The sequence below is a fragment of the Bacteroides sp. ET225 genome, assembly GCF_024733745.1.
Classification (GTDB): domain Bacteria; phylum Bacteroidota; class Bacteroidia; order Bacteroidales; family Bacteroidaceae; genus Phocaeicola; species Phocaeicola excrementipullorum.
In genome coordinates this window covers 118,750-133,396 of the sequence record NZ_JANRHN010000008.1, presented here as the reverse complement: position 1 = coordinate 133,396, position 14,647 = coordinate 118,750, and the positions used below count along the sequence as shown (strand labels likewise).

Sequence of the window (14,647 nt, the reverse complement as noted above, 5' to 3'; positions counted from 1 at the left end):
CTTTTTGTGCAGTGGAGGACAGGTTTAGGCCGGAAACCAATGTCGTTTCAAATTTTTTTATTAAGTTTGTGCTTATCAATGAAAAATCTGTATTTGTATGAAAACAATGTGTATTTCGAAGGTTTCATGTGACGATAAAGTTTTGGAGGCACAACAAATTCCAGCCCTGTTGGACGCATCTGCTGTTGTTTTTCAGCCTATATGCTGTGTGAATTGGAAAGATTATCCTTATTGTCCGGATGTTAAATTCCGAATTGCTCATACAGGCAGGAGTCTTCTGTTGGAATATCGCGTCAAAGAAGCGAGTGTACGTGCTGTAGCTGCTTCTGATAGCGGACGTGTATGGGAGGATTCCTGCTGCGAGTTCTTTTTTCAAGTTCCGGGAGATAAGGAAAATTATTATAATTTGGAATGTAATTGTGGGGGAACGTTATTGATAGGCTATGGGCGTAAAGGTGAGAGAGAACATGCGCCTGTTGAAGTAACATCGGCTGTGAAACGTTGGAGCTCGTTGGGAAAAGCTCCTTTTGAGGAGCGGATGGGAGAGTGTGAATGGCAGATGGCTCTGCTGATTCCTGCAGATGCTTTCTTCTGTCACCAAATTGAGCACTTTGTTGGAATGACCGCGCGTGCTAATTTTTATAAGTGCGGTGATCTGTTGGCAACTCCCCATTTCTTGTCATGGAATCCGATAAATCTTCCGGAACCCTGTTTCCATTGTCCGGAATTCTTTGGTTCTGTACATTTTGAGTAGGTGATAATTGATTCTGACCAAGTACTGTATCCAGCCTTGCGCGGCTCTTATTATGGGTGTGAAGGGATTGCAAGGCTGTGTAATATAAGAGCAATAGACTATTTTTGTATTTATTGGTACATATTTTTCATGGGTATGGTATATTTTGTTCTACATTTGAAATCCTAATATTGAACCAGCATATACCATTACCATGAAAAAGATTATATTCTTTGTTCTTATAAATTTGTTTGCTGCTATAGTGTGCTGCAATTTGCAGGCTATAAATCAGAACTATTACTTTAAAAATTTTAGTGTAGAGGATGGGCTCTCCCAAAATACGGTCAATGCTATATTGCAAGATCGTGAAGGTTTCATGTGGTTTGGAACCAAGGATGGATTAAATCGCTATGACGGTTTGCTGTTCCGTCAGTATAAATACAACAGCAATGATATTCATAGTTTGGGAAATAATTTTGTGACTTCTCTTTATGAGGACAAGGAAGGGCATATATGGGTTGGAACCGATTTGGGCTTGTATATTTATTATCCTGAACGAGATCAGTTTGAACATTTTAAATTATCTAGTAAGGACGGTGTAAGAATAGAACGTTCTGTAACCACAATCGTGGGAGATAATGAAGGACGTGTGTGGATGGCTGTGGAGATGCAGGGTGTTTTTTGTTATGATCTACGAAATCACATACTGCTGAATTATTCTTTGCAGCATTTTCCTGGAATTTCGACAAATGTCCAATCTTTGGCTTTTGATAACAGCGGAACAATATGGGTTGGTTTTTATGGTGATGGCCTTTATTATACTAAAGATTGTTTTTCTACACTTCACTCTTATTTGTCAGCAGACGGCAAGGAAATATTCGATAATGAGGTGGTTGTCAAAATGCTGGTTGGTAGTTACAATCGTATGTATATCGGATCGACTCGTGGCGTTAAAGAATTGAATCTGACATCAGGCCGTCTTCGTTGCATATTGAGCGTAGACGAATTAGAGGAAAATATTTACTGTAGGGATCTGTTGGTTAACTCCGGAGATGAACTTTGGGTTGGGACAGAATCGGGCATTTACATTTATAATGTCCGTACAAGCAACTATGTACACTTGCGCAGTTCCATGTACGACGCTTATTCGCTTTCAGACAATGCGATTTATTCGTTATGCAAAGATAGGGAGGGAGGAATCTGGATCGGTTCTTATTTCGGAGGGGTAAATTATTACCCACAGCCCTATACCTATTTTGAAAAATATTATCCCAAGGCAGATGATAAAAGTCTTCACGGAATGCGGGTCCGTGAATTTTGCCAGGACAAGCAGGGTATCTTATGGATTGGCACTGAAGACGGCGGTTTAAATCGGTATAATCCAGCAACTCGAGAGTTTTCTTTTTTTGAGGCGAGCGAAAGATTCTCAAATATACATGGATTATGTTTGGTTGACAATGAATTATGGGTAGGTACTTTTTCGAAAGGACTGAAAATTATAGATACCAGGAGTGGAAAGATTGTCAGGACATACCAGAAAACAGAATCCAAAGGAACGTTGATAGACAACAGCATCTTTTCAATCTGCAGGACGAATGCGGGCAATATTTATCTGGGAACGATGTTTGGCCTGCTGCGTTACGACAGGACAACGGATGATTTTCATAAGATACCGGAATTGAAAGGTTGTTTTGTTTATGATATAAAGGAAGATTATAATGGTAATTTGTGGTTGGCTACTTATGCCAATGGAGCCTGGTGTTATGATGTGAATCTGAAAAAATGGAAAAATTATATGCATGTGGAGGGAGATACAACCAGTCTTCCTTATGATAAAGTTCTTAGTATTTTTGAGGATTCACGCCATCAGGTGTGGCTGACAACCCAAGGAGGTGGTTTTTGCAAGTATCGTCTGCAGTCTGATGATTTTGTTTCATATAATTCCAATGTTGGTTTGCCCAATGATGTGGTATATCAGATTGCCGAAGATACAGAAGGTTTGTTTTGGCTGACAACCAATAGTGGGCTTGTTAATTTCGATCCCGTGGAAAATGTGGTGAAGAAAGTATATACTACGGCGAACGGTCTGTTGGATGACCAGTTCAATTATCGTTCGAGTTTTATATCTGATGACGGAAAGATTTATTTTGGCTGTACAAATGGTTTTGTAGCTTTTACGCCAGAGAATTTTACTGAAAATAAATATGTTCCTCCTGTTGTAGTGACGGATTTTATGTTGTTTGGCAAAGCGGTTCGTGTGGGGGAAGAAGATTCGCCTCTGAAACAAAACATAACCTTTGCTGATAAAATATCTTTGCGCTCTGATCAAAACTCATTTTCTTTGCGTATAGCGGCTTTGAGCTATCAAGCTCCGAAGATGAATCGGTTGATGTACAAACTGGACGGTTTTGACAGTGACTGGCTGCTCATGCGCGAAAGCTCTTTGATCAGTTATTCAAACTTGCCGTATGGCAATTATGTGTTTCAAGTCAAAGGTTCAAACAGCGATGGAGTTTGGAATGAAGTGGGCAAAAAACTGTTGATTGAAATACGTCCTCCTCTATATTGTTCTGTATGGGCATATATTGTCTATGCGTTGACATTCATGGGATGTTCATTTTATGTTTTCTGGTATCTGAAACAGCGAAGCATTCGTCGTCATTGCAGGCAGATTGAAAAATTTGAGCAGGAGAAAGAACGTGAGATTTATAGGGCTAAATTTGATTTCTTTACAAATGTTGCGCATGAAATACGAACTCCTCTTACATTGATAAAGGGTCCGTTGGAGAATATCCTTAAAAAGAGCGGGCTGGACTCTGAAACATGGGAGGATTTAAATATTATGCAGCAAAATACAGAAAGACTGTTGAGTTTGACAAACCAGTTGTTGGATTTCAGAAAGGCGGAAAGTCATGGTTTCCGCTTAAATTTCAGCAAATGTAATATTTCAGAAATTTTACGTGAAACTCATTTGCGCTTTACTTCTACAGCAAGGCAAAAGAGTCTGGACTTTACATTAGAACTTTTCGATCAGGATTTTTATGCGCATGTAAATAAAGAAGCATTCACTAAGATTATCAGCAATCTGTTTAATAATGCCTTGAAGTATGCAGCCAGTTATATACATGTTCGGCTGCAGGTTGATTCTACGGGTCAGAATTTTCAGATTTCTGCAATAAATGATGGAAATTTAGTCCCATCTGCGATGAAAGAGGAAATATTTAAGCCTTTTATTCGTTTTGATGGTCAGAGCGGCGGGCAAGTGTCTGCGGGCACAGGCATAGGGCTGGCTCTATCACGTTCGTTGGCGGAATTGCATCAGGGGAGTCTTTTCATGTCGGATAGGGATGATGTGAACGAATTTTGTTTGAGGCTGCCGGTCATGCACTCTTCTACGATTGTTCTGGAGTCGGATGCTGTAGGCAGTGTGGAATCAGACAGTTTATGCAATGAGCATAGCGGAGAGATCAAAACCGCGAAACTGACATTATTGGTCGTTGAAGATAATGCAAGTATGCTTTCATTCATAGCTCGTCAGTTGTCGAATGAATATGAGGTGTTGACCGCTTCCAATGGAGAAAAAGCTTTGTGTATACTGGATGAGCATTTTGTGAATCTGGTAATCAGTGATGTCGTAATGCCCGTGATGGACGGTTTTGAACTCTGTAAAACGATTAAGGCTGACCTGAACTACAGCCATATACCAGTTATACTGTTAACCGCCAAAACCAATATGTCATCTAAGCTGGAGGGACTGGAAATGGGTGCTGATGCCTATATTGAAAAACCTTTCTCAACCGAATATTTATTGGCTGTTATCGCTAATTTAATTAATAATAGAGAAAAGTTGCGCCAGTCTTTTGCAAAGTCCCCATTTGTAGCTGTAAATACGATGGCTCTGACAAAAGCGGATGAAGAATTTATAAAGAAATTGAATGACATTATTTCTGCAAATCTAAACAATTCGGACTTTTCAACAGACGATATGGCGGATTGTATGAATATGAGCCGTTCTAACTTTTATCGCAAAATAAAAGGCGTTCTGGATTTGACTCCTAATGAATATTTGCGTATAGAGCGTCTTAAGCGGGCTGCTCAGTTGTTGAAGGAAGGTAAATGCAGGGTGAATGAAGTTTGCTACGCTGTTGGCTTTAACTCTCCTTCTTACTTTGCCAAATGTTTTCTGAAGCAATTCGGAATGTTGCCAAAGGACTTCGTGAAATAGAGTGGCTTTTCTTTCTTTTGATTGCAATAATCATATCATATAGTGCTTAATGGGATATTTCTTTCATTAGTTAGGATATCTGTGATAGTTTGAAAAAAGGATACGAGTTAACTTTGTAGAAACAAGTTTTATTAATAATCGATAAATTAAGTAAGTATGATTAAGAAAGTTATTGCTGCGTTTGCGCTTATGTTGTCGTTTCAGTCTGCATCTGCTCAGATTGACCTGTTGAAAGATTTTCCTAGAGGATATGAACCGGAAGTAATAGGCAAACGGATGGCCTATCATTTTGTGGGGGGCAAACATTTGTTGCATGTAGGAAAATGGATAAGCTATCCGGAAACGTTTACATGGAATGGAGCACTGAATTTTGGCGATGTCACAAAAGATAAAGAGCTGGTAAAACAATTGCAGAATCGTTTTGAACCTTTGTTCACGACAGAGAAAGCCTTGCTTCCTATTATGAATCATGTAGATGTAAACATGTTTGGAAGCCTGCCTCTGACTCTTTACAGGATAACAGGAGAAAAACGTTATTATGACTTGGGCATGCCTTATGCCGATACACAGTGGGAAGTTCCGGAAAATGCGTCGGCCAGCCAAAAAGAATGGGCGGAAAAAGGATATTCCTGGCAGTCACGTTTGTGGATTGACGATATGTATATGATTACAATCGTGCAAACACAAGCCTATTTGGTTACGGGCGACCGCAAATATGTGGATCGTGCAGCTAAAGAAATGGTTCTTTATTTGGATGAACTGCAGCGCCCGAACGGCTTGTTTTATCATGCAACGGATGTTCCGTACTATTGGGGGCGTGGAAATGGCTGGATGGCTGCGGGAATGACCGAATTGTTGCGTTGTTTGCCTAAAGACAGTGAATATCGTCCACGTATTCTGAAAGGTTATCATAAGATGATGAAAAGTCTGAAAGAGTTTCAGACAGAAGAGGGCATGTGGCGCCAGTTGTTGGATCAGCCTGATTGCTGGATAGAAACTTCAGGCTCGGCCATGTTTGCATATGCTTTTATTGAAGGAATAAAGAATGGCTGGCTGGATGCTGAAGAATATGCGCCGGTGGCTCGTAAAGCATGGATGGCTATGGTTGCTTATGTAAATGAAAATGGAGATGTACGTAATGTTTGCACCGGTACAAATAAAAAGAATGACAAGCAGTATTATTATGACCGGAAGCGCAATGTAGGCGATTATCATGGCCAGGCGCCTTATTTGTGGTGCGCTGTAGCTTTGACTCAATTGAAGAAATAATCTTGAAGAGAAGCTATGCGTTTCCTTTATGCTTTTTTGATAATCTTGCTGTTTCCTTATGCTGCTCCTGTTATGGGGCAGCATAAGGGGCGGGAAGCTATGGATACAGCCCGTATATGGCTTGCTTCTGACGCCGTGCATGGGGGCTGCCATGTATGGAAGATGAAGAGGGTGCAAGATCTCAGTGACGATGGCAAGCATATTTCTACATTGGGATATCGCACGGAAGGATGGATGCCTGCTGTTGTTCCAGGCACCGTGTTGCGTTCGCTGGTCTATAATAAGGTTTATCCTGAACCGTATTATGGAATCAACAACAAGCTGGATTCTCACCTGATTCCTGATATTTCAGAAACAGGCAGGGACTTTTATACTTATTGGTTCAGGACAGAATTTGCTGTCCCGGAAACATTTGACAAAAAGAATGTCTGGATGCAGTTGGATGGCATCAATTATAGAGCTGAGGTTTGGGTCAATGGGAATTTGCTGAGCATGATCAATGGGATGTTCGTCAAAGAAGTCATCAATGTAACAGATTTTGTCAATGTCGGTTCGTCGAATGTTTTGGCCATCAAGGTTTATCCTGTAGATATGCCTGGTTCTACAGCACCGAAAACATGGGGGGCTGCGGGCGAATTTCATAATGGCGGCAACGGAAACATTGGCTTGAATACGACCATGCTGATGAGTGTGGGGTGGGACTTTACGTTTATGGACGGTATCCGTGACCGTTGCACTGGAATCTGGAGGGGCATTTCGCTATATACCACAGGAGATGTGGCTTTGCGGGATCCTTTTGTGAAATCCGACTTGCGGAAGCCTGATTATGATGAAGCGCATGAAACAGTATCTGTAGAAGTAATAAATCCGTCTAATGCAAACCGTACTGTCCGTTGTAGGGTCAGAGGAGAGATTGTAGGCGAGGATATCATTTTTGAACAACACGTGAGTCTGATGCGTGGAGAACGCAAACTGTTGACTTTTGCACCTGCTGATTATCCGCAGCTGGTTATGAAAAACCCAAGACTGTGGTGGCCCGTCAATAAAGGCCCGCAGAATCTATATAAAGTGAAACTGACGGTATATGTAAATGATAACCCCTGTGACTCTGTCAGTACGACTTTTGGTATCAGAGAGATCGTGTCTGATGTAAACACACCGGACGGTTCGCGGAGCTTTTACGTGAACGGCAAACGTTTGTTTATCCGAGGTTCCAATTGGATACCTGAAGCCATGCTGCGCAATTCGGACGAGCGTACCTATGCGGAGCTTCGGTATACACGTCAGGCAGGCATCAATCTGCTGCGCATGTGGGGCGGTGGCATAGCCGAATCAGATTATTTCTTCCAGCTTTGCGATGAACTGGGCATTCTTGTGTGGCAGGAATTCTGGATGACAGGAGATACGAAGCATCCACAGGACAGAAGTGTGTATTTTAGCAACGTAGCTTCTACTGTGAAGCGCATACGGAATCATCCGTCGCTGGCTTACTATGTGGCGTCTAATGAAAGTACTGAAGTGAGCGGAATGTCTTCCCTGCTGGAAGAGCTGGATGGAACGCGCGGGTATCAGATGCAGTCGGAATGTGCAGGAGTGCATGACGGGAGTCCTTATAAGCAAGTTAATCCGATGCAGCATTATGAAGATACTGCTTCTCCCCGCGGCAGTCGGGTCAATGGATTTAATCCGGAATATGGTGCGCCCACTCTGCCTACAGTTGAGATCCTTCGTGAAATGATGGACGAAAAAGACCTTTGGCCTATAAACAAAGAGGTATGGGATTATTTGGACGGAAACGGTTTTCACGGCATGACGACACTTTATACAGACCTGGTGAATCAATATGGCGTGTCGCAATCCATTGATGAGTTTGCGGCCAAAGGGCAGCTTGTTGGCGCTGTCAATTCGAAGAGCATTTGGGAGGTATGGAACTATAATAAGCTGGATTATGGTAGCCGCTTTTGTTCGGGCGTGCTGTTCTGGTACCACAATTGTCCGGTGCGGCAGGTTTCGGCAAGAATGTGGGACTGGTCTTTGGAGCCAACGGCTTCTCTGTATCATACAGCGAATGCCTTGGAACCTTTGCATGCCCAGTTTGACTATCTGACAAATACAGTGTCTGTGGTAAATGATTATTATAAGGCATTCGACAACTGCCGGGTGAAGGCTGTGGTATATGATATGGACAGCCGAAAGGTTTGGGAAAAAGAAGCTAGAGTTGATTTGCCTTGTGATGGAGTTGTGAATGATGTCTTCCGGATTGATTTCCCGGAACAGATTTCACAGGTACATTTCATACGGCTGGTTCTGGAGAATGAAAAGGGAGAGGAAATTTCTTCAAATTTCTATTGGCGTTCAAAAGATAAATATGAGGGAAAGAATACTTTGACAGGACCAGCAACGTCGGGATTTGAAGATTTGCAGCATATGAAACATTCCAGGTTGAAATCTTCTTATAAAATGAAGATAGCCAATGGCCGCTGCTTGGTTGATGTGGTATTGAAAAATACTTCAAGACAGATTGCTTTTTTCAACCAACTGCAATTTTTGAATGCTGAAATGCAGCCTGTCCGCCCCTCGTTCTATACAGATAATTTCTTCTCGTTGATGCCGGGAGAGGTAAAAACGGTTACCATTGAAACGGCAGAGAGAAATTTGGCCGGTGGTCTGATATTGAGAATAAAAGGTTGGAATGTCGAAACAGTAACCCGAAAATTGAAATGAATAGCTTGGTGAGATCTTTTTTGTTGGGTGTCGGACTGTCGTTTTCTGTGGTGCTTTTTGCGTCATCGGGAGAAGAAGATATGTCACATCCATGGTCATTAGGTCCGTTTGTCCGTCCTGAGGGAGCGAATCCCGTCCTTGAACCCCGTTCGTCAACAGACTTTTTTTGTCCCATGCGTAAGCAATCGGTCAAATGGGAAGAAGGTGATGTCTTTAATCCGGCAGCCGTTGCAACCGGAGAAAAGATCGTTGTTTTGTATCGGGCAGAAGATAAGTCCGGAGTCGGTATCGGCAAGCGGACTTCCCGCATAGGCTATGCAGAAAGTACTGATGGGCTGTCTTTCTCGCGGTCATCTGTTCCTGTGCTTTATCCCTGCGATGATGCGTTTAAAGAGATAGACTGGCCTGGAGGATGCGAAGATCCCCGTGTGGCAATGACAGAAGAAGGGCAATACGTGATGCTGTATACATCCTGGAACCGTAAAAAACCCCGTCTTTCTGTCGCTACTTCGTGGGATCTGAAGCATTGGACGAAACACGGGCTGGCTTTTTTGAAGGCATATGACGGACGTTTTGCTGATATGCCCAGTAAATCGGCGTCTATACTTACGAAAGTGAAAGACGGCAGGCTTGTCATTGATAAAGTGGATGGCAAATATTTTATGTATTGGGGGGAATATGCCGTGCATGCGGCTGTTTCAGAGAATCTGGTTGACTGGTATCCCGTTTTGGATGAGAAGCGTCAGCTGAAGAAACTTGCTCTTCCCCGAAAAGGATATTTTGACAGTCAGATGACAGAGTGCGGTCCTCCTGCCGTCCGTACGAAGCATGGGATCGTCCTGTTGTATAATGGAAAGAACGAGCGTGGGATAAAGGGTGATACATTATATCATGCTGGAGCATATTGTGGAGGGCAGCTGCTGTTTGATAAGGCTGATCCGTGTAAGGTTGTCGGGCGTTTGAACAAACCATTCTTTGTTCCTGAAGCTTCTTTCGAAAAGAGCGGCCAGTATGCAGACGGCACAGTCTTTATTGAAGGACTGGCATATTATAAGCGTAAACTTTATTTGTATTATGGCTGTGCCGATTCACGGGTCGGTGTGGCGGTTTGCGCTGATATAGAGAATATATTCTAGTTTAACTTGTTAAAATTTATTATTATGAATGCTTGCAAAAGATTTATAGCGGGTGCAGCAGTGATGATTGCTTCATCTGCAGTCTTTGCTCAGGTTTCTCTTTCCTTGAAGGTCAATGGCGACAATGTATTTCCTTTGGTGGATTCAAGGGAGTGTGCTTCATTATATTATGATGAAGCAGACTTTTCTGTGATAAAGAAATCGTCAGAATTGTTTGCAGATGATGTACAGCGGGTCACGGGAAAGAAAATTGTTTATGGTTCGGATAAGGCTCTGCTGGCTGATCATAGCATTATTGTAGGAACTGTTGGGCATAATAGGCTGATTGATGAGATGGTTTCTAAAGGACAGATTGACACGCTTGGACTGACGGGACGTTGGGAAAGCTATGTGATCCAGCTGGTTAAAAGTCCGTTGCGGGGCGTGAAGCAGGCTTTGGTGATAGCAGGAAGTGACCGTAGGGGAACTGCATATGGCTTGCTCTCCGTATCTCGTGCTATAGGTGTTTCACCCTGGTATTGGTGGGCTGACGTTCCGGTCAGGAAGCAGAAGAACCTTTATCTCGCAGTGAATAAAACACTGTCGAAAGAGCCCTCTGTGAAATATCGGGGAATTTTTATAAACGATGAAGACTGGGGACTCTATCGCTGGGCGAAACTGAATTTCGAGAAAGAACGGGGGAACTTTGGTCCAAAGACGTATGCCAAAGTTTGTGAACTGTTGCTGCGCTTGCAGGCCAATTACCTCTGTCCGGCCATGCACGACGCTTCGATGGCTTTTCACCGGATTCCTGAAAACAGACTGGTTGCAGATAGTTTTGCGATAGTGATGGGGTCTTCTCATTGCGAACCTTTGCTGTTCAATACGGCCAGTGAGTGGAATAGCAAAACGATGGGTGAGTGGGACTATGTAAACAACCGCAGCGGCGTTGACAGCATATTGAAATTGCGCGTTGAGGCTTGTGCTCCTTTTGAGAATGTTTATACACTGGCCTTGCGAGGGCTTCATGACAAGGCGATGAAGGCAAGCAATGACATGTCTGCCAGGAAAGATATGTTGCAGGAAGCACTGATGAATCAGCGCAAGATGCTGGCCGATGTGACAGGGAAGCCGGCGAATGAAATACCTCAGGCATTCACTCCGTATAAGGAGGTTTTGGACGTATATGACGAGGGACTTGAGTTGCCGGATGATGTTACTATCATCTGGCCGGACGACAATTACGGTTACATGAAGCGGTTGAGCAGCCCCAAGGAGCAGAAGCGTTCGGGACGTTCAGGAGTTTATTACCATGCGTCATATCTGGGCAAGCCGCATGATCATTTGTGGATGAACACCACTTCGCCTGCACTGATGTATGAAGAATTGCGGAAAGCGTATGACATGACGGCTGATCGGATCTGGCTGTTGAATGCCGGCGATATAAAGTCGTGTGAATTTGCAGTGGACTTTTTTCTGGAGATGGCATACGACATTGATTCGTTTAGCATGGATCGTGCGGCCACATACCGCGCAGAATGGTTATCCCGTTTGATCGGCGATGAATATGAAGCCGAATATGCAGATGTATGGGACTCGTTCTATAGACTGGCTTTTGTCCGCCGGCCTGAGTTTATGGGCTGGGGATATCAGTGGGCGACAGACAAGCATGGCCGCGAGCGTAATACGGATACGGATTTTTCTTTGACTAATTATCGGGAGGCAGACCGCCGTTTGGCCGAATACCGTCGTATCAGTGACATAACGGAACGTATTTATAAAGAACTTCCCGAAGAAAAAAAGGCCTGCTTTTATCAGATCATGTATTATCCGGTGAAAGGATGCGAACTTTTAAACCGTATGGTATTGGACGGGCAACGCAATCGCTGGTATGCCATCCAGCAGCGGGCAGCGGCAAACCGGCTGGCCGATGCTGTCAAGGTTTGTTATGACAGCCTGAACATTATAACGCAGGGCTATAATGACCTGCTCGGCGGGAAGTGGAATCACGTTATGACGATGAAACAAGGTTTCGCCGCAGCTTATTTTGAACTGCCTAAATTGTATTCCGTTGATTTGCTCGCAGAGCCGTCGCTGGGAGTTATGGCTGAGCAGGAGGATCTGTTGAAGGGGGCGAAGAACTTTCATTCGTTGCCTTGCTTCAGCGCCTATCTTCCGGACGTGTCGTATTATGTAGACGTGTTCAATAAAGGCTCCAAAGCTCTGAAGTGGAAAGCTTCTGTTTCGGCTGAATGGATTCTGCTGAACAAATATGCAGGAAATACGTTCACAGAAGATCGCATAGAAGTGTCTGTCGACTGGAAAAAGGCTCCTTTAGGCGAACGTGTCTGTGGCATGGTGGAGGTGACATCGGACAACGGTGACAAAGAAAGCGTGTGGGTGTCTGTCTTCAATCCGCCTTCGCCATCGGACCTCGACTCACTGTATGTGGAAACTAACGGTTACGTATCTATTGATGCGGCGGGCTTTCATCGCAAAGTTGAGAACGATGCCATTAAGATGATGATACTTCCGAATCTGGGCGTTGAGAACGTATCTGTTCAGATGGGCAATCCGACAGCTCCTCCCCAGCGTACGGGAGGGCGTAACACGCCTCGTCTGGAATATGACTTTTATACCTTCGAGCAAGGGTCAGTGGATGTCTATACTTATGTGTTGCCAACGTTTGTAACCAGTTCGGATCGGGGATATGCCGGTCATGAGGCCACTAATATTGAAACTAAGTATGGAGTTTGCATTGATGAAGGCCCGGTGATGAACCCTTCTACCTCTTCGTTTGAATATGCTCAGATCTGGTATGAAAGTGTATTGAAGAACTGTCGCGTTAACAAGACAACGCTCCATATAGACAAGCCGGGCAAGCATACAGTGAAGATTATCTGTGGAGATGCCGGAACGGTGTTGCAGAAGATTGTACTTGATTTTGGCGGCATGAAACGGTCTTATTCGGGGCCTCTTCCTACAAGAGTGATGAAGAAATGATTTATAAACCGCAGACAACATGGCTTGCAAGAAGGTGTGTCAAAATAAAATTTGACTGTCAAGAAGTAATGTTATGTTGAACGAAGTGAAATGTCCTGCATGTATCAGCTTATGTCCCCGAGTTGCTTCGCTTTGCTTGGGATGACAAAATGAAAGTTGATTTGTGTTTTGATACACTCTCGTCGGGTTTTGTTGTCTGCGTTTTTTGTATTATGAAAATTATGAAGAAATTCTTTGTCCTGCTTTTATGTCTGTCGGCATCCTTCGGTTTCAATATGGCGCAGACGTGTGGAAAAGGCATCAAGGTCTTGCAGCTGAACTTATGGGGCGGAACATCCAAAGTGTCGGATGGTTATCAGGGATTCCTTGATCTTTTGGAAGAGGTTGATCCGGATATTGTCTTCTTGTGTGAAATCAGCGGCGGGCAGAAGTTCGTGCACCGTGTGATTCAGGACATGAAGCAGAGGGGCAAGCTGTATTATGGCGAGGCCTTTGATCTGGCTGTCGGCTTTTTGAGCAAAATCCATCCGGAAAAAGTACAGAAACTGTGTACTGTTCCCGGAAATGAAGAGCGTACAATGGTGAAATTTCTGGTTGCGGCAGGCGGTAAAGAGGTGGCTTTTTACTCTTGTCATTTGGATCATAGGCATTATGAATGTTATATGCCCCGTGGATACAGCGGAACAACCTGGAAAAAGATTGACAAGCCTGTAACAGATGAGCAGGCTGTTTTGGCAGCCAATCGTTTGGCTTATCGGGATGAGTCGGTTGCGGCTTTTCTAGAAGAGGCCAGAAAGGATATAGCATGCGGTCGCGAAGTAATTATAGGAGGTGACTTTAACGAGCCTTCTTGTTTGGACTGGCAGGATAGTACCAGGCACTTGTGGGATCATAACGGAGCGGTTATTCATTGGGACTGTTCAAGGATGCTGCTGGATGCAGGCTTCAGGGACGCTTATCGGGAGAAACATCCGGATCCGGTTCGTTTTCCGGGTTTTACTTTTCCTGCCGGCAATCGCCATGCGCTTGACAGATTGTCTTGGGCACCGGATGCTGATGAGCGGGACCGGATTGATTTTATTTATTATTATCCGGCATGCAGCTCTTTAAAGCTGCAGAAGTGTGTCTTGGTGGGTCCCAGAGAAACCGTGTTGAGAGGGCGTATTGAGGAAAACGGTTCGGAAGACCCGATTTGGGTTCCTGCGTGTGTATGGCCAAGCGATCATAAAGGGAATCTGGCAATATTTGCTTTTGCCGGATGTAGCCGGTAGGTTAGGATTCTGTCAAATGGATGTTTCTGCGTTTGTTTTCTTGAAAAGTGACAAGGCAGACAGCTTGATGCGGAGCCTTTCGCGGAAAAGACTTGCATCTCCAGGCTGGAGATACAAATCTCTAGCCTGGAGATGCAAGTCTTCAGCCTGAAGATGCAGATCTTTAATCTGAAGATGAACTTTTCTGCGGGATGCTCCGACTTTTTTGGGGGAGATAAGGCCGTTTTGCTTTGCAGGAAAGACTGTTTTCGGGAGTTTGATACATTCGTGCTATTAATTGGCATGTTTCTGTTTCTGTGGGTGTATG

7 protein-coding genes are annotated in these 14,647 nt (G+C 43.9%); all 7 read left to right on the top strand.

Annotated features, from left to right (window positions below):
- The first annotated feature begins 97 nt into the window (after positions 1-97).
- The 7 genes from NW212_RS05905 (at position 98) to NW212_RS05875 (ending at position 14,340) form a co-directional block, all read left to right on the top strand.
- Positions 98-754: a carbohydrate-binding family 9-like protein gene (locus NW212_RS05905; RefSeq protein WP_258337718.1), complete on the top strand. Its 657-nt coding sequence runs from the start codon at positions 98-100 to the stop codon at positions 752-754.
- Between the two features lie 193 nt (positions 755-947).
- Positions 948-4,958, top strand: a complete 4,011-nt coding sequence (locus NW212_RS05900; RefSeq protein ID WP_258337717.1) for a hybrid sensor histidine kinase/response regulator transcription factor — start codon at positions 948-950, stop codon at positions 4,956-4,958.
- A 156-nt stretch (positions 4,959-5,114) separates the two neighbouring features.
- Positions 5,115-6,227, top strand: coding sequence for a glycoside hydrolase family 105 protein (locus NW212_RS05895; protein ID WP_258337716.1), 1,113 nt, complete (start codon positions 5,115-5,117; stop codon positions 6,225-6,227).
- Positions 6,228-6,299: 72 nt separating this feature from the next.
- Complete coding sequence (locus NW212_RS05890) at positions 6,300-8,951, top strand: glycoside hydrolase family 2 protein (RefSeq protein ID WP_258337715.1); 2,652 nt, start codon at positions 6,300-6,302, stop codon at positions 8,949-8,951.
- Positions 8,952-9,031: 80 nt separating this feature from the next.
- Complete coding sequence (locus NW212_RS05885; protein WP_258337724.1) at positions 9,032-10,087, top strand: glycoside hydrolase family 130 protein; 1,056 nt, start codon at positions 9,032-9,034, stop codon at positions 10,085-10,087.
- Positions 10,088-10,150: 63 nt separating this feature from the next.
- On the top strand, positions 10,151-13,069 hold the full coding sequence (locus NW212_RS05880) for a glycosyl hydrolase 115 family protein (protein WP_258337723.1): 2,919 nt from the start codon (positions 10,151-10,153) through the stop codon (positions 13,067-13,069).
- A 221-nt stretch (positions 13,070-13,290) separates the two neighbouring features.
- Complete coding sequence (locus NW212_RS05875; RefSeq protein ID WP_258337714.1) at positions 13,291-14,340, top strand: endonuclease/exonuclease/phosphatase family protein; 1,050 nt, start codon at positions 13,291-13,293, stop codon at positions 14,338-14,340.
- Positions 14,341-14,647 lie beyond the last annotated feature (307 nt).